The 17,200-nt window shown below is 61.4% G+C and carries 15 protein-coding genes and 1 pseudogene; 2 read left to right on the top strand and 14 right to left on the bottom strand.

Going from position 1 to position 17,200, the window contains the following annotated elements; genetic code table 11:
* Nucleotides 1-56 precede the first annotated feature (56 nt).
* The 5 genes from CIC12_RS20105 to CIC12_RS20085 form a co-directional block, all read right to left on the bottom strand.
* Nucleotides 57-1,085 (bottom strand): ABC transporter permease, encoded by a 1,029-nt coding sequence (locus CIC12_RS20105; protein WP_168666260.1) that lies wholly within the window; start codon nt 1,083-1,085, stop codon nt 57-59.
* Nucleotides 1,086-1,174: 89 nt separating this feature from the next.
* Nucleotides 1,175-2,002 (bottom strand): SDR family NAD(P)-dependent oxidoreductase, encoded by an 828-nt coding sequence (locus CIC12_RS20100; RefSeq protein WP_168666258.1) that lies wholly within the window; start codon nt 2,000-2,002, stop codon nt 1,175-1,177.
* Between the two features lie 30 nt (nt 2,003-2,032).
* Nucleotides 2,033-3,574 (bottom strand): sugar ABC transporter ATP-binding protein, encoded by a 1,542-nt coding sequence (locus tag CIC12_RS20095; RefSeq protein ID WP_168666256.1) that lies wholly within the window; start codon nt 3,572-3,574, stop codon nt 2,033-2,035.
* A gap of 64 nt (nt 3,575-3,638) precedes the next feature.
* On the bottom strand, nt 3,639-4,718 hold the full coding sequence (locus tag CIC12_RS20090) for a substrate-binding domain-containing protein (protein ID WP_168666254.1): 1,080 nt from the start codon (nt 4,716-4,718) through the stop codon (nt 3,639-3,641).
* 851 nt (nt 4,719-5,569) lie between these two features.
* A complete protein-coding gene (locus CIC12_RS20085; RefSeq protein WP_168666126.1) occupies nt 5,570-5,821 on the bottom strand; it encodes a hypothetical protein in 252 nt (83 codons plus the stop codon).
* Here CIC12_RS20085 and CIC12_RS33250 point away from each other — a divergent pair.
* A pseudogene (locus tag CIC12_RS33250) lies at nt 5,771-6,281 on the top strand (hypothetical protein); the annotation flags it as partial. The gene CIC12_RS20085 and the pseudogene CIC12_RS33250 sit on opposite strands and share 51 nt — an antisense overlap.
* A 145-nt stretch (nt 6,282-6,426) precedes the next feature.
* Here CIC12_RS33250 and CIC12_RS20070 read toward each other — a convergent pair.
* The 9 genes from CIC12_RS20070 to CIC12_RS20030 form a co-directional block, all read right to left on the bottom strand.
* Nucleotides 6,427-6,843, bottom strand: a complete 417-nt coding sequence (locus CIC12_RS20070; RefSeq protein ID WP_168666361.1) for a VOC family protein — start codon at nt 6,841-6,843, stop codon at nt 6,427-6,429.
* Nucleotides 6,844-6,922: 79 nt separating this feature from the next.
* Nucleotides 6,923-8,092: a porin gene (locus CIC12_RS20065; protein ID WP_168666252.1), complete on the bottom strand. Its 1,170-nt coding sequence runs from the start codon at nt 8,090-8,092 to the stop codon at nt 6,923-6,925.
* A 176-nt stretch (nt 8,093-8,268) separates the two neighbouring features.
* Nucleotides 8,269-9,078, bottom strand: coding sequence for a maleate cis-trans isomerase family protein (locus CIC12_RS20060; protein WP_238812730.1), 810 nt, complete (start codon nt 9,076-9,078; stop codon nt 8,269-8,271).
* Nucleotides 9,065-9,865 carry an HpcH/HpaI aldolase family protein gene (locus CIC12_RS20055; protein WP_168666250.1) on the bottom strand — a complete coding sequence of 267 codons (801 nt, stop codon included), beginning with the start codon at nt 9,863-9,865 and terminating at the stop codon, nt 9,065-9,067. Before CIC12_RS20055 ends, CIC12_RS20060 begins: the two co-directional genes overlap by 14 nt.
* A gap of 36 nt (nt 9,866-9,901) precedes the next feature.
* Nucleotides 9,902-10,870, bottom strand: a complete 969-nt coding sequence (locus tag CIC12_RS20050; RefSeq protein ID WP_168666248.1) for a hydroxyacid dehydrogenase — start codon at nt 10,868-10,870, stop codon at nt 9,902-9,904.
* 40 nt (nt 10,871-10,910) lie between these two features.
* Nucleotides 10,911-11,570, bottom strand: a complete 660-nt coding sequence (locus CIC12_RS20045) for an FCD domain-containing protein (RefSeq protein ID WP_168666246.1) — start codon at nt 11,568-11,570, stop codon at nt 10,911-10,913.
* A gap of 1 nt (nt 11,571) precedes the next feature.
* Nucleotides 11,572-12,642, bottom strand: a complete 1,071-nt coding sequence (locus CIC12_RS20040; RefSeq protein WP_168666244.1) for an ABC transporter ATP-binding protein — start codon at nt 12,640-12,642, stop codon at nt 11,572-11,574.
* On the bottom strand, nt 12,639-14,330 hold the full coding sequence (locus CIC12_RS20035; RefSeq protein WP_168666242.1) for an ABC transporter permease: 1,692 nt from the start codon (nt 14,328-14,330) through the stop codon (nt 12,639-12,641). The genes CIC12_RS20040 and CIC12_RS20035 overlap by 4 nt, the downstream gene beginning before the upstream one ends.
* Nucleotides 14,331-14,338: 8 nt before the next feature.
* Nucleotides 14,339-15,361, bottom strand: coding sequence for an ABC transporter substrate-binding protein (locus tag CIC12_RS20030; protein WP_168666240.1), 1,023 nt, complete (start codon nt 15,359-15,361; stop codon nt 14,339-14,341).
* A 472-nt stretch (nt 15,362-15,833) separates the two neighbouring features.
* Here CIC12_RS20030 and CIC12_RS20025 point away from each other — a divergent pair, with 472 nt between their 5' ends.
* Complete coding sequence (locus tag CIC12_RS20025; RefSeq protein ID WP_238812728.1) at nt 15,834-17,162, top strand: Zn-dependent hydrolase; 1,329 nt, start codon at nt 15,834-15,836, stop codon at nt 17,160-17,162.
* Nucleotides 17,163-17,200 lie beyond the last annotated feature (38 nt).

Genomic DNA, 17,200 nt, shown 5'->3' with positions numbered 1-17,200 from the left:
TCCGACTTCGTTCACTGTAAGTCTCAATGTGGAACGGTTATCCGGTAAAGCGTGAGCTATTGCTGCTTCGCCCTCACCCTGCTGCGCTTGCGCTGAAACTTCACCAACTGATCCAGCGCCACCGCGAGCACAATGACCGCGCCGGTAACGAATGTGCTCCATGTCGCATCGATGCCGAAAAACACGATGCCGCTACTGATCACCTGAATGATGAGCATGCCGATCACCGCTCCGATGACGGTGCCAGCGCCGCCCGATAGCGGCGTGCCGCCGACGATCACCGCCGCGATCACAATCAGCGCGAAATCCGAGCCCTCGTTTGGATCGATTGCGCCGCGAAAACCCACGTACATTGCGCCAGAGAGCCCGGCAATGGCGCCCATTAGCACGAGAGTCTGCAAACGTACCCAGCCGAGCGGAATCCCGGCGAGTCGCGCTGCGTCTGGATTGCTCCCGACTGCCTGCACACGATAGCCGAACCGCGTTCGTCTCAGCACGACGTGTAACAGAATCGCGATCGCTACGAATACAACGGCAACCACGGGCACGACGTTGAACACCTTGGCTGATACGATTGAGAAGAATGCGCTGGACGTATCGGACGGCACCACGGCCCGCCCCTTGTTAACCACCAGCGACAACCCTTGAAACATCGAATACGTGCCGAGCGTGACGATGATCGACGGGAGCCTCAATCCGACCGACAGTGTGCCGTTGACGAGTCCAAGCATTGCACCGAAGCCGATCCCGCACAGCGCCGCGACCCATGGATTCCAGCCGGATACCATCAGTGTCGCAGAAAACACCGCCGAGAAATTGAACATCCACCCGACCGACAGATCGATCTCGCGAATTGCGAGCAGAAACACCATGCCCAGCGAAAGCAGGCCTTGAAACGTGGTGTTGCCAAGAATCGTCAACAGATTGAACGGGTTAATGAAGCGTGGCCGCGCAACGCCGATCAGTACGACGAGCAAAATCAATGCTGCCACGATACCGAGTTCGTCCGGCAGCCCAAGGCGACGCCGTGATGCTCGAACGGTCACCGCGACCGCGGGTTCGCTTTGCGATTTGTCGGCGTTCATCGGTCGCCAGTCTCCATTGCTTTTTGCCTGATAGGGTGGCTCATTCTGCGCGCTGCGAACACAGCCGGTCAGTTATGTCGCGATACGGTTCATTTGCGCCACGGTTGCACTTCGACGGGTTCGTTCCAACTGGGTACCGGCGCTTGGAGTCCGTCCTTGATCCAAAGGAAGCGACCGTTTATCGTCGCCGCGGCGTCGCTCACCAGATCGGCCACGAGATCTGCAGCCTTCTCCGGATCGTCGCCGCCCGTCGTCTCGACCCACTGCGCCCACTTCACGTAGGCGTCGGCGACGCTTCCGAGCCGCTCGGAGGCCGACTTGATCTCCGCCCACATATCGGTTTTGACGTCGCCGGGGTGGATGACGTTGGCCGTCACGCCGGTACCGGCGAGTTCCGCAGCGAGATGCCGCGTCATCTGGTTGAGCGCCGCCTTGCTGGTTGCATAGGCACTGTTGACGGGCCCCGGTTCATGCAGCGCCGCCGCCGAGGTGACATTGATAATGCGTCCCCAGCCTTGGGCGATCATCCCGCCCACAAACGCCCTGCACGTCAGATAGGGGCTGACCGCGTTGACCGTGATCGTCTCGATCCAGGCACGCGGATCGCCGTCCTTGATCAAGTCGATCGGCCCAAAAATCCCCGCTGCGTTGACAAGTATCGACGGCATGCCAAGGCGCGCCCCGATGTCCTCCTTCATCTGCGCCACCGCGTCCGGCTCGGCCAGATCGACCGGAACACACAGCGCGTTTGCCGCGTCTTTGCTGGACATGTGCAGGCGCACTTCTTCAAGCGCGCTTGCATTACGCGCAACCAGCGCCACGCGCGCGCCGTGCCGTGCGAGCCGTAACGCCACGCGCCGTCCCAGGCCTCGGCTCGCGCCGGTCACCACTGCGATTTTCCCGTTGAGATCAAGCATGCTCTAACCTCACTCGCCCTCCGGGCGTTGTCAGTGGGACGGACGCTCCGTTCGCGTCGAATGCGCGCTCGCGTCCTCGGCGAGTGTGCCAGTATTGATGAGATGCAGCAGCGCCTTGTCGTCGATCTCTGCTCGCGATAGCTCGCCCGCGAGACGACCGCGATACAGTACAAAAATACGATCGCACAGGCCTATTAGCTCAGTAAGTTCGGTCGAATTGAACAGCACGATCTTGCCCGCAGCGGACATTCGTCGGATCAGCTCATAGATCTCGCGCTTGGCGCCCACGTCGACACCGCGTGTCGGATCTTCAAGAATGATTACGTCGGGGTTCGTTTCGAGCCACTTGCCGATGACGATTTTTTGCTGGTTGCCTCCAGACAGCTCGCCCGCCAGCGCTTCATCGGAACCGGTCTTGATGCGTAGCTGATCAACCTGGCGTTGCGCGCGAAAGCGTGCTGCGCCGATGCCGAACCATGCGGAGCCGCTGGAAAGCGCGCCGACTGCCACGTGGCTCATGTTGAACAGAATGCTCTTGTCGAGCATCAGTCCGTGGTGACGCCGGTCTGCAGGCACGAGACAGATACCGCGGCGCGCCGCTTGCGTGGGCGAACGCGGCAGCGCACGTTGATCGGGAAACAAGACGTCGCCCGATTGCGCGCGTCGCGTGCCGAACAGCATCCCGAATAGCGTCGCGACGCCGGCGCCTTCGAGGCCCGCAAAGCCGACGATTTCACCGGACTGCGCGCTAAACGAAATGTCCTTCAGCTCGAATCCACGCAGGCCGCGCACGTCGAGCCGACGCGGAACGAGGCCGGGCTGCGGCGGCGAAGGCGGCGGAAACAGTGCCTGCTGCTGCGTGCCGATCATCCCTTCGATCACTTCCGGAATCGTCAGATCGGCGCGCGGTTTCGTCGCTACGTCGGCGCCGTTGCGGGTGATCGTGATAGTGTCGGAGATATCGAATACCTCTTCGAGCCGGTGCGACACATACAGCATGGTCATACCCTGCTCGCGAAGCCGCTTGAGGATCGTGAAGAGCCGCGCCGTTTCGCGTTCGTTGAGAGCCGAGTTCGGCTCGTCGAGAATTAATAGACGCGGCTTTTCCAGCAGTACACGGCTCAGTTCCACGAGTTGCTGTTCGCCGATCGAAAGATCGGCGACTGGTCCATGCACATCCACCTGCAAGCCGAGCTGCTCGAGCAGTTCACGGCTCAGCGCTTCCATCGTGCGTGGTGAAACGAGACCGAAGCGCCGCGGCTCTCGATTCGCAAACAGATTGGCCAGCACCGAGCGTTCCGGAAACAGGCTGAGTTCCTGATTGACGATGCCGATGCCCAATGCACGCGCCTCGTTTGGTGAACCGATCGTAGCTGGCTGCCCTTCGAAGGCGATCTCGCCGCTATCCTGGCGCACCGCGCCTGCGAGCACTTTCATCAGCGTGGACTTGCCCGCGCCGTTTTCGCCTACTACAGCGTGCACTGTGCCGGGCATGACTTCGAGGCTCATATCCCTGAGCGCAACTACGCCACCGTATCGCTTGCCGAGATGGCGCACGCTTACGAGAGGCATGCTGGTCTCATGGAGCGCACGCTCACGCACGCCGGATACCGATGCAGCGTCGCTTCGCATGGACTCACTTCCCTTCCATTGTGATCGGCTGAATGCGGCTTACCACGCCAGCACCGTCCACGCTTTTGGCCCATGCCTTGTAATAATCGGCGGTAGCCGACGGCGATGCCGACATCGCCTGCAGCTGCGCAAACGTCAACTTCGGCAACCCATTGCCCATATCGACGCTTTGCGCGGTGACGACTTGCGTGCCCGCGTTGAGGAAGCCCGGCTGCAGTCGAGTCTTGTTGCGAATCGCGTTGACGAGCAACGCGACCGGTAAATAGCCTTGCACGTAAGCGCTTTGGCCGAGCGTGACGTACGCATGTCCGTCCTTGATCGCCTTGAGGTTCTGCTCCGTGAGGTCATAACCGGCGGCAATGAACTTGTCTCCGGTTGCAGCATTTAGTTTGCCGAGGCTCGCGACATCGGGCGCGCATAGGCCGATCATCGCGACCGCATCCGGGTTGGCCGCGTGCAGCTGTTCCCAATGATTGTAGTTTTCGACCGCGCTGACCTTAACATCGTAGGGCCCGAGGACCTGAATGCCGGGCGCAGATTTTAGGGATTCCTCTACGCCTTTAGCGCGATTTTCGAGCGATGCGAGGCCTGGGAAGCAATTTCCAATTACGACTTTGCCCTTGGCGGACTTCCCGCCCAACTTGTCGAGCACCATGCGTCCGAGGATGCGTCCGCTCTCCGTCGACCGCTCGCCGACATAAGGCGCTTTCACCGATTCGCCGATCAGGTTGTACTGCACCATCGGAATACCCGCGGCAATGATGTCATTCAGCCCGCGCGTCATCGATTCGCCGGGCACCGAAGTGGCCACGCCCGCGGCGCCTGCGTTGACGATGTTCTGAACCAGCTTCAGCTGTGCGTCCGGCGCACTGCCCGATTGCTGCGCAACTTTCAGATTGACGCCGAGATCTTTAGCGGCTGATTGTGCGCCGTCGATGATCTGCTGGATAAACGCATCACCCTGCGAATGAGTGACAAAGCCGATCGTGACCGGGCTTTGCGCAAATGCAGCACTGCCCGACGTGATACACAATGCGAACGCCGTCGTCAGGTGCTTGAGAAGCGTGCAATACTTGAGTTCCACTTTGTTGTCTCCGTCGTCTTCGTTGTTGTACCTGCTATATGGGACGGATTATAGGCGCTCGTATCGATGCGTTCTGATCCGAATGCGGCATCGGCCGATAGCGAATGGGCATCGCGACGGATGTCACCGGTGCGGCCTCGATGAGCGGAGAAAACTGCGTTGAGGGCGCCGCTTCGCGCGATCGGTGTGCGCAGCTTGAACCTCCCGACATATCGACCGGTTGATCCGCAGATCGATAGCCGGCGTGACGAAGATTCTTAATGTCGGAAGTTTGGCCGTCGGATTTCTGCAGAGGAACGGACGGTTTAATGACCGACCGTCGGCCAATGCAAACGGCAGCTAGTGGCCACCCGGTCCGACGGCGAACTACCGTACTCTTAGTGGATTGTTCGATGCCTGCTATCGTCGGCAGGCATCCGAAGCTGCGGGTACCGGGGCAACCTGGGAAAGCAGTACTCTGTCGTATCCCGGACTGAACCCGAACACCGGCAAGTCTTCCGGGGCCGGTCAGCCGCCATCTGAAAACTGCCGTGAAAGCCGAGCGGGATCGAGACCGGTACGCTCGCGCGCGCCAGCACATCAAGCGTCCGGCATCCCACACTGTCAGCTCGCTATGCCGGCCTGCGGTTCCACTGCCGACGGTTAGCAGGACCCGTCGTCCTCCTCGGTACCGGACGGTCGGCTAATGAAAACCGGTTCGCCGGGCGCAACGCCCGCGATCGCGTTCGAGATCGTCGCACCGCTTACGGCGTCGACACGTATCACGCGTTTTGCGGTCCGTGTCCCACACGTAGCGGTGCATTGTCCCGTTCACCCGGCCATAGTTGACAGAAGGAAACTCGAAGCGTGCATCATTCGATACCGGGGCGAGCTCGAACGCTGCGCGTCCCTTGGGGATGCGCATACGCTGCAAGGTCGGCGTCAGGTCTGGCATGCCGGTCGCGCGCAACGTGCCGCAGCATCCCCTCCCGGATCAGCGACGCATCCTCGTACGTCAGAAGGTCGAGAATAACGCTGCCGTCAGCCTCGTCAAACGCGTTGAGCGGCAGGTAATCGTTCGATGTGATCCGCAGCACGTTAAGGCAGAATTCGTGAGCGTGCATGGGTTTTGGAACGCGGCATGGGAGAGCATGTTGCGCCTCGACGCAGGTTTTGTCGACGCATACTTGCAATTTTCCGCCGTGCCGCACCGGAAGAAGCACCTCGACGAAAAAGTTCGCTCTTTCCTCGCATTAGCGGCTGACCTTTGTGCTACGCAGCTATATTCGCCAGGCGTAGCAAATCATCTGGAGCCTGCGCTTAAATTTGGCGCGACTCGATAGCAGCTGACAGAGGTACTTGAGCTTGTCAGTACTATAGGCATCCATACGAGCAACGTCGGCGTGCTTGTTCCTCGAAACCGTGACGGAACACGGTTGCCGGGTGGCGACGGTCGATGAGGTCGAAAGCCGCGCTGGCAATGCCAACGCGACATTGATTCTCTGTGGACACACGCATTTGCAACGATCGATGAGACTCGGTGATGGGCGTCTGATCGTAAATCTCGGCAGTGTCAGGCTGCAACGGCAGCTTTCTGCATTAGCAAACTCACACTCCTCGGCCCCATGCAGCCGATCAGATTGTCATGGCATTGACGACAGCTCTCAGAGCTAAACCAGCCCTTCAGATGCTGACCAGAACTTCGATGGATTTCGGTTTGCAAAGGCAATTACTGCTTCGAGTAGACCTTATCGAGGTCCCTGAAGCCCTTCACTTCGATCGGGTTGCCGCTCGGATCGAGGAAGAACATCGTCGCCTGCTCGCCGGGCTGTCCTTCGAAGCGAAGTGTCGGCGCGATCACGAAGTCCAGCCCGCCCGCCGTCAGGCGGTCGGCGAGCGCGCGCCAGTCGGGCATGTCGAGCACGAGGCCGAGATGCGGCATCGGCACCATGTGGTCGCCCACGCGGCCCGTGTTGCTGACCGGAAACGGCTCGCCCAGATGCAGCGAGATCTGATGGCCGAAGAAATCAAAATCGACCCACGTGTCGGTGCTTCGGCCTTCCTCACAACCGAGCAGGTCGCCGTAAAACGCACGCGCGCCGCTCAGGTCGCGCACGTGATAAGCCATGTGAAAAGCGCTACGCATCATGCATTCCGCCTAAGTCAGATGAACAGGCCGGATCGTCCTGCTTTGGACGATCCGGCCACTAGCCAGTTTGATGCGATCAAAACTTCGTACGCAGACCCACGCGCACGAACGTCTGATTGTTCGACGTCGACGCCGACTGCAGGTTGATTGCGGCGACCGCCGGTTCGCCCTTCGAGTCCGTGCCGTTGGCGTGCTGATACGTCGCCAGAGCGTACACCACGGTGCGCCTGGAGAGCGCATACGTCGCGCTCGCCGCCACCTGGTTATACGTAGCGCCCGGGTTCGAGTTCACGCGCGAGCCTGCCATGTAGTCGTAAGCAAGACCCAATTCGATATCCGGACGCAGATGATAGTGCATCCCGAGTTCCGCGTTGTTGAACACGGCTTCGCCGCTGTAGTGATTCGGGTTCGGGCCCGAGCTCAGGTCGCCCAGACCGCGGAACTGGATGTTCGAGTACGTGCCGCTCACGCTCATCTTGCCGAACTTGTACATCGCGCCCGCCGCGATATTCTGATACGTGCTCGCCGACAGATAGCCGCCGAAGATCGGCGTGCTGAAGTTGGCGGCGGCCGCCGTCACCGTGCTCGTCGATGCATTGCCGAAGAAGCTGATGTTCGGGTTTCTCGCGTTCAGGTAAGCAACGCCGGCCGAAAGCGGACCGTACGCGTAGTGAATGCCCGCCGAGTAAATCTGGTTGCGGCCCGTCGAGCCCGCCACGCCACCCAGGCTATACAATGCGCCGAACTTAAGGCCGCCGAACGAAGGCGACTGGTACTTGACCGCATTGTTCACGCGGAAGTTGTTGTTCAGGTTGTCAATATCGCCCGGGTGCGCCGCAACGTTGCCGCCTCCCTGATCGCCCACCGCGAACGGGCCGATGTAATCCACGACGAGGTCGTACTGACGGCCCAGCGTGACCTTGCCCCACGTGTTCGACGCGAGACCCACCCACGCCTGACGGCCGAACTCCAGACCGCCCTGCACGGCCTTACCGCTCGTTACATCGAAGCCGTTTTCTACATCGAAGACCGCTTTCAGGCCGCCGCCGAGATCTTCCGAACCACGCAGGCCCCACCGGCTGCCGTTGTTCACGCCGCTGCTCATGAAATAGTTCGAATGGCCGCCTGCGTTCGAGTTGTAATTCAGACCCACGTCGATGATCCCGTACAGCGTGACGCTGCTTTGTGCGTTTGCGGCACCGGATACGAGTGCCAGCGCGGCCATGCCAATCAGTTTGAATTTCATCGGTCTTCTCGTCGAAAGAAAAATCATCCAACTACCATTACGTGTAGTTGTACTTATTGCAAAGAAAACAAAAGGCGAAGCGACGCCCCGCAGCGGCACGAAAGGCGCTGCACCAGGCAGGTGTTTCGGGTAGGACGGCCGGCTGCACTACCGCATGAAGCGCAGCCGGCGATGCATCAACGCATCAGCAGGCTGCCGTAGCCTTCGATGTGATCCTTGATGCCCAGGCGGCGCAGGCTCGCCCAGAACGTGCATTGATTGCTCGAGATTACGGGCTTGCCCACTTGCTGCTCAAGCGCGTCGAGCATGTCGATGGTCGCGAGATTCGTGCAGCTCAGGAAGATCAGATCGCTTTCCGGGCGATCGATGTAGCGCACGAGGCGGAACAGCGATTCCGGCGGCACGCGCCCGATACCGCGACGCTCTTCCTGCGTCTCGCCGAGTTCGAGGCCATACCATGCGGCCACCTTCACGCCGCCGCGTTCGATGGTCTCGACTTCAGTTTCGTTGACGAAGTTCACATAGGGCGTACCGAGCGACACGGTCTTCGCGCCGAACGCTTGCATCGCTTCGAAGACGGCGGTCATCGTGGAGACGGCGGGCACATTCGCATTCTTCACGATTGCGCCTTCCAGTTCTTCCCGCGGCACCACGCACGAACCCGACGTGCAGCCCCACGCGATCATGTCCACTTCCGCCGTGCCAAGTTCGGCGGCGGCGCGGCCGGTTTCCTCGCCCATCTTGATGTACGACTCTTCCGTCGCCTTGCCCAGGAGCATGATGCGGGCCGAATGCACCGACACGCCCTTGGGCACCAGACGGTTGAATTCAGGCTCGATCACCGTGTTGGTGGACGGCACGATCAGACCGATCTTGCCGCGATAGCCGTAAGGGCTGTACATCTGCACGGCTTTCATGGTTTTGCCGGCAATCGCTTGCGGCGCAACGCCGAGTCCCGGCGGCAAGGGACGGTCACTTGAGCTCATCGCTGCGGCCTCCAATCGACTTCAGTTGCGGAACGGCTGCGCTCGCCGTGTTGAACACCATCGCGGCGTCGTTCTGATACGGAATCCAGCGCGCGCCCTTCTCCACCCACTTCTTCGCCATGTCTGGATTCTGCGCGGACAGGCCGAACGGCACGTCGTGCTTGTGGCACACCTCGAAAACGCGTTCATAAGCTTCGAACAGCTTCGGATGCTGCAATTCGCCGGGAATGCCAAGGTCTTGCGAGAGATCGTCCGGGCCAATCATCACCGCATCGACACCGCTCACCTGGAGGATTTCATCGAGGTTGTCGATGGCGCGCTGCGTTTCGATCATGATGACGAGCGCCGTGTTGCTGTTCACGTGCTCGATGATTTCGGCAGGTCTCGCTGTCACGTAATCCGTGTGCGGGCCGCGCAGGTTCATCGGGCGCATGCCGAGCGGGTAGTACTTCGTCGCGTGGACGATGGCGCGCATCTGCTCCGCCGTATCGATGGAGGGCAGCAGCAGGCCTTGCGCACCCGCATCCAGCGGACGCGTGAGGTCGTGCGGCTTCATCGTGCCAGGCGGGCGCACGATCGGCGTGAGACCGGCTTCGCGTGCGAGCATCGCGAGCGTGCCGACCGTCTCGAACGAGAAGTCGGTGTGTTCCATTTCGATGATCACGAAATCGAAGCCTGCGGCCGCGAAAATCTTCACGACACGGGGATGCGGGCACAGCGTGATCCAGGTGCCGAAGGCCGGTTTGCCGGCTTTCCACAGCGCCTTGAGCGGGTTGGGTTTGAGCATGGTCTTTCTCGGTGGTACGGATGGAGACAACAAAAATCACACGCGTGCGGTCCACACGTCGGGATTGATCAGCCACTTCGGCTTGCGCTCGGCGAGCACGTCGACGATCTGGTTCGCCACTTCGATGGCGGTGCGGCGCATCGCTTCGCCGGTCGCGCCGCCGATATGCGGCGACAGCACGATCCGCTCGCACGCGATGAACGGATGCCATGCCGGCAGCGGCTCCTGGTCAAACACGTCGAACGCCGCGCCCATCAGGTGACCGCTGTCCAGCGACGCAATCAGCGCATCGGCATCGACAAGACCGCCACGTGCGGTGTTCACCAGCATCGCGCCGGCCTTCATCGCGGCGAGACGTTTCGCATCGATCACGCCGCGCGTTTCCGCCGTCAGGCGCTGATGCAGCGAGACGACATCTGCGCCCGCGATCGCTTCGTCGATACTGTTTGCGACGCTGAACCCCGTCGCTTCGATCTCCGCACGCGGCACGCTCGGGCTGAACACGCGCACCTGCATCTGGAACGCCGCGCTCGCGATCTCCGCGACACGCTTGCCGATCTTGCCGAAGCCGATCACCGCGAGCGTGCGGCCCGCGAGTTCGTGGAACGCGCTCTCGTAGCGATAGCCGAAGCGGTCTTCACGCACGGCGCGGTCCGCCTCGCGGATGCGCTTGCTGATCGCCATCATCTGCGCAATCGCGTGCTCCGCCACCGACTGCACGTTCGCATACGGCGTGTACACCATCGGCAGATTCAAACGCTTTGCGCATGCCACATCGACGCGGTCGTAGCCCGTGCCGTGCACGCCGAGCACCTTGAGCTTCGGCGCGGCTTCCATCGCGGTGCCGTCGAGGCCCGCGTTACGCGTGACGACGGCATCCATCGCGCCGATTTCGCGCGCCACGGTCACCATGTCGGCCGCGCTCGCCTGAGACACTTCGATGCCGGCCTGCTGCAACACGTCAATGCCCGCGGCGTGAATCGGCTGGATGAGAAGACACTTCAAGATCGACACTCCTGATACCAATACGAAATCGGCTTACGTTTCAACCGCGTTGCAGCCACTGGATGATGCTTTCGCGAATGTTGTAGATATGCTTCTGCGTCGCCGATTCGGCCTTCTGCGGGTCTTCGGCGATCAGCGCATCGATCAGCGCGAGGTGTTCCGCGCAGACCGGCTTGAAGCGCGACGGAATGCGCTGCATCGAAAACATCCGCGTGCGCAGCTTCAGATCCGCGATGATGTTCTGCATCAGCGGTCCACCGCCCGCCTGCGCGATCAGCGAGTGCAACTCTTCGTCGATCAGCTTGTGCTCCGCCATGTCGGGCTGCTCCGCATCGCGCACGGCGATCAGACGCTGGCGCAGGCTCAGCAACGCATCGGCGGACAACTGGCCGCAGGCGGCGCGTGCGGCATCGGCTTCGAGCAGCGAGCGCACGCGCAGCACTTCGAGAATCTCCTGCACTGTCACGCCCTGCACGATCAGCGTGCCGTCTTCGCGGCGGCCCACGTAACGCTCGCCTTCCAGCTGCCGCAAGGCTTCGCGCAACGGCGTGCGCGAAACACCGAGTTCCACCGACAGCGGGCGCTCCTGAATCGCCTGATTCGGTTTCATCTGACCGGTGAGAATGCGGTCGAGAATCTGCTCGCGGATCTGATCCACGAGCCGCTTCGACGGCATGTTTACGATTTCAGCGTTGGTCACGCTACTGTTCTCCTTCCAGAATCATTATGTTTTCCGGGGCCACGCGCAGATGCAGCGTCGCATCCGCCCGCATGGTGTGCAAGCCGCCGAGCATGGCGGTGACCGGAATATTGCCGACTTTTCCATCTACCTGCGTGACACCGCCGAGATAGACCGCGCGATCGGTGCGCGTGCTCAATACATTACAGGCATTGCCATCGGATGCGATTTCCATCGCTTCCGGGCGAAAGCCCATCAGCGCGCCACGCGACACCGTCAAATCCGGACGGCACACGAACTCCAGACCGTCCTGCGTCTTGACGAGGCCCGGCCGCGAGCGCGCGTGATCCACCGCGAACAGATTCGTGCGGCCGAAGAACTCCGCGACGAAGCGGCTACGCGGATGCGTGTAAAGCTCCGTCGGCGAGCCGCTTTGCAGCAGCTTGCCCTTGTTCATGATCAGCACGCGGTCGGAAATCACCATCGCTTCCGACTGATCGTGCGTCACGTAGATCGCGGTGATGCCTGCCTTCTTCAGCAGTTCGCGGATTTCGAAACGCATGCGGTCGCGCAGCAGCACGTCGAGGTTCGACAGCGGCTCGTCGAACAGGATACAGGCCGGTTCGAGCGCGAGCGCACGCGCCAGCGACACGCGCTGTTGCTGGCCGCCCGACATCGACGACGTAGCGCGATTCTCCGCGCCCGGCAGGCCGACCATTTCCAGCGCGGACGCGATGCGCCGCTTCATCGTGGCCTTGTCGACCTTCTTGAGCTTCAGGCCCAGCGCGATGTTTTCGCCGACCGTCATGTGCGGCCACAGCGCATACGACTGAAACACCATGCCGATGCCGCGGCGTTCCGGCGCCAAAGTCATGCCTTTCTGGCCGTTCGCGAGCTCGCGGCCATCCAGCGTGATCGTGCCACGATCGATGGCTTCGAGACCCGCGATGGCGCGCAGCAGCGTGGTCTTGCCGCAGCCCGAGGGCCCGAGCAGCGTGACGATTTCACCGCGCTGCAATTCGAACGAGATATCGGACAGGGCGACGAAATCGCCGAAGTTCCGGCCGACCGATTCAACCTTCAGGTAACTCATGATTTAGCCTGCACTTCTCGAAAGATCGATTTTGACACCCGTCCGATCAGCACGATGACGACCGCCATCAATGCGACCTGGATCATCGCCATGGCGGCGAGCGCGTTGTAATCGCCCTCGGCCCAGCGGTTATAGATCAGCACCGACATCACTTCGCCTCCCGGCGCATACAACAGAATGGAGATGGCGAGCTCACGCACGAACACGATGAAGAGCAGCGTCCAGCCGGCGGCGATGCCCGGCTTGAGCAGCGGCATCGTGACGTAACGCAGCGTGGTGAGCCAGCCGCCGCCGACCATCGAGACGGCTTCTTCGAGCGACTTGTCGATCTGCTGATGCACCGCCGTGATCGAGCGCACCGCGAACGGCAGATAGCCAGTCAGATAGCCGACGAACAGCAGCCACGTGGTGCCGTACACGTGCACGGGCGCATAAATCCACGTCCACATGATCGCGAGACCGAGCACGATGGCAGGGACGGCCACGGGCAGCACGAGCGCCATGCTTACCGCGCCGCGATACCAGGCCCGGGTGCGCAACTGAATCCAGCTGATGATCACGCCGAGCGCCACCGCGGCACAGGCCGAACCCACCGACACGACGATCGTGTTGACGAATGCGCGGCGGGCGATCTGGTTATCGCGAATCAGGCTGATGTAGTGATGCAGCGTGAGATTCGTGAAGCTGATATGCCCCGAGTAGTACGGCACGAGCGACACATACGCGAGCATCAGAAGCGGCAGCACCGATGCGAGGATCAGGAACAGATACGCGAAAGCCGTCGCGGGCACGCGTGCAGCGCCAAGCTTGAGCGTCTTGGGACGCGTGCTCTTGCCGCCGACCGTCACGTAACTGCGTCCGCGCATCACGCGATGCTGCGCATACAGCGCGGCGCACGCGATCAGCAGCAGAATGACCGACATCGCCGAAGCCAGATTGAAGCGCGAAGGCGTGGTGTTCGTGAGGTCGTAGATGTACGTCGTCATCACGTTGATGCGCGCGGGTGTGCCCAGCAGCGACGGCACGCCGAACTGCCCCGCCGCAGCGACGAAGGTCAGCAGCATGCCCGACATGATGGCGGGCGACACGAGCGGCAGGCTCACCTTGAACACCGTGCGCCATGGCGAGAGACCGCTCATGAACGCGGCTTCTTCGAGCGTCGGATCGAGGTTGTACAACGCGCTCTGCACGAACATGTACACGTACGGCGCGTAGTAAATGCCCATCACCCAGATGATGCCGCCTACCGTATAGATATCGAACGGCGCGATGCCGAACAGACCGAGGAACTGGTTCAGAACGCCGATCTTCGGCGACAGCAATAGATCCCACGCCAGCGCGCCGATGAACGGCGATACGAAGAACGGCGCGACCACGCCGAGATGCACGAGCCAGCGGCCCGGCATGTCGGTGCGCGCGACGAGCCACGCGAGCGCCACGCCGACGATCGTCGCGATCACCGTCGATGCGACCGCGATGCGCAAGGTGTTCAGCAAGGCTGTCAGATAACGCGATTGCGTGAGCACACGTTCGAAATTGCCGAAGCCTAGATCGGTCGTGAATGCTTCGTGGCTGTTGCCGCTCAGACTGCCGAGAATCAGCGTGACGAGCGGTGCGGCCACCAGCAGTGTCAGCAGCACGGCCGTCACCTGAAACAGCAGCACTTCGGGGCGAAAACGCGCAAACATCCCTTGCCTCACAGACCGAAGATGTCGGCGAATTCTTCCTGAAGCTTTTCACGGCTGTTCGTGAAGTCTTCCGGATCGATGCTCAGGGTCTTGAAGCTCGAGAACGCCGGACGGTTCGGCAGATCGTCGACGTCGTCGCGCACCGAGTAGCAGCCGCCGATCTGTTGCAGAAGATCCTGACCGCGCTTCGAGAGGAACCAGTCGAACACCTTGCGCGCGCCGTCCGGATTCGGCGCCTGCTTGAGCACGGCGAGCGGCGTCATCGTGACGGGCACGACTTCGGGCGGGAACACCGAGCGGATCGGCGCCTTGCGGTCGCGCACGTTGGTGTAGACGATGTAGTCGAGCTGTTCGGTCAGCGGCAGTTCGCCGGAGACGAGCTTGTCGATCAGCGCGCCGTGGCCGCGGAACACCTGCGGCTTGTTCTTCGCGTACTTCTTCCACCACTCGACGCCCTTCGTCTTGCGCAACGTGTAGTACCAGTTGTAGGCGTCGCCATCCACACGCGGATCGGCCATGCCCTGTTTGCCGGCCCACTTCGGGCTGCCGAAATCGTCCCAGGACTTCGGCGCGTCGGCGGCGGAAATCTGCTTCGTGTTGTATGCGAACAGCGTGATCAGGCTGCGCGAGTTGATCCACATGAAGTCCGGATCCTTGTAGGCCGCCGGATAGTGCTTGTAGGTCTCCGACTCGTAACGCGCAAGCGCGCCCTGGCGCTTCAGCGTGACGAACGCGCTCAGGTCCGAGACCTGGAACAGATCGGCCGCGACACGGCCGGCGCGCAATTCGGCTTGCAGACGCTCGACCGTCTGGAACGTCGCCGCCGAATAGATCTTCAGCGTGATGCCCGTCTTTTCCGCGTTGAATGCTTCAGCGAGCTTCGTCATGTATGCGCTCGGCATCGACGAATAGATCGTCACCACGGACGAGTCGGCCGCGAACGCATTCGCCGAACGGCCCAGCACCGGCGCGAGCAGCGCACCTCCAATTCCCCGCAACGCCTCGCGTCGCGACACTTTCCCACTGCTCATCTGTTTCTTCCCGTAAGTTGAATACATCTGGTATGCCGAATTGTCACCGAACAAAAATATTTGCAAAGCTTTTTCGAAAATATCGACGGAGTAGGGACATGGAAGATGTGGGCGAAGAGTGGCGATGCGTGCGGCTTGGCGCATTGCTGCGCGATGGCTCATGCGCGTGCCCGGGTTCATAGACAATGCTCTCAAGATGCGTCACTTCACCGATAAACCATTGAAATAACAAAATTATTAGGATCAAAACCGTAGCCCGCCCACCCGTAGAAGGCCACACCCCAATGGTTTCAAGAAGCAAAAAAAACAAAGTTGATCGACAGTCATGTGACTTCCACGCGACACTTTCGGACACATTGTCGCACCACATCCGCATTCAGAAAGTTTGAATTCCATTGGTATACCAGCTATTTTTTTCCGGTTATATTCCAGCCGTTAAGCAATCGACAATTCGCGCCATCCGGCCTTTTTCATGAGCATGCATTCCAACAACAAACCAGCAGCCGATGCGCCTTCGGAGCAGCTGTCGAAGGGCGACGACGGGCAGGACTGGTCGCAGGACCTGGCGCTCGCGTCCACGCTGTTCGACGGTCTTGCGCGAGACGGCGCGGACACGCCCGGCATCACACGCGATTCATACGGCGACGGCGAAGAGCGGGCGCATGCGCGTATCGCCGCATTGGCGCGCCAATGGGACCTCGAAGTCCGCACGGATGCCGCGCTGAATCTCTACGTCACCTTTCCCGGCCGCGATCGCACCTCTCCTGTGGCGATGACAGGTTCGCACCTGGACTCGGTGCCGTGCGGCGGCAACTTCGACGGCGCGGCGGGCGTGGTGGCAGGCATGACCGTGTTTGGCCGATGGCTGCGCAACGGCTACGTGCCGCCGCACGATTGCACCGTGATGGCCGTGCGCGCCGAAGAGAGCGCATGGTTTCCGCTGTCGTACATCGGCAGCAAGGCGGCGTTCGGCATGCTGTCCGGCAGCGATCTCGACGTGCGCCGCAGCGACGACGGCCGCACGCTGGCAGCGCGCATGCACGCGCTCGGCGGCGATCCCGAAAGCGTCCGCAAGGGCGAGGCGTATCTCGCGCCGCACGCCATCGGGCGCTTCGTGGAGTTGCATATCGAACAGGGGCCGATGCTCGTCGAACGGGGACTGCCGGTCGGCATCGTCACGGACATTCGCGGCGCGTTCCGCTTCCGTCATGCGCAGGCGATCGGCGAATACGCGCATTCGGGCGCAGCCGTGCGCGCGATGCGCAAGGACGCGATGTTCGCGGTGGCGCATCTCATCACCATGCTCGATCGCGACTGGGACGATGCAGAGGCCGAGGGCCGCGATCTGGTCATCACGTTTGGCCGCGTGGAGACCGACCCCAAGCGCGCGGACTTCAGCAAGGTGCCGGGGCACGTGTCGTTCAGCATCGACGTACGATCCATCGAGCCGGACACCCTGCTGCGCATGGAAGCGCGCGTGCGCGAGCGATGCGCGGAGATCACGGCGCGGCTCGGCGTCGAGTTCGATCTCGGCCTGCAAACTCACAGCAAGCCCGCCGCGATGGAAGCCGCGTTGAGAGCATCCCTGCTTGAAGGCGCGGCGAAGTACGGCATTCCCGCGATGGAGATGGCGAGCGGCGCGGGACACGATTCGGCGATCTTCGCTGGACAGGGCGTGCCAACCGTGATGATCTTCGTGCGCAACGAGAACGGCAGCCACAACCCCGACGAAGCCATGACGATGGATGATTTCGCGAGCGCGTTGCAGTTGCTCGAGTACGGGATGATTTGTTGTTTCTGACGATCTGTTGTGCCTGATATGCAAAGCCATCCGTGCAG

Origin of the sequence: Paraburkholderia sp. SG-MS1, from assembly GCF_012275575.1 — a bacterium.
In the GTDB taxonomy this organism is placed as follows: Bacteria; Pseudomonadota; Gammaproteobacteria; order Burkholderiales; family Burkholderiaceae; genus Paraburkholderia.
This window is presented reverse-complemented; position numbering and strand designations above follow the sequence as displayed.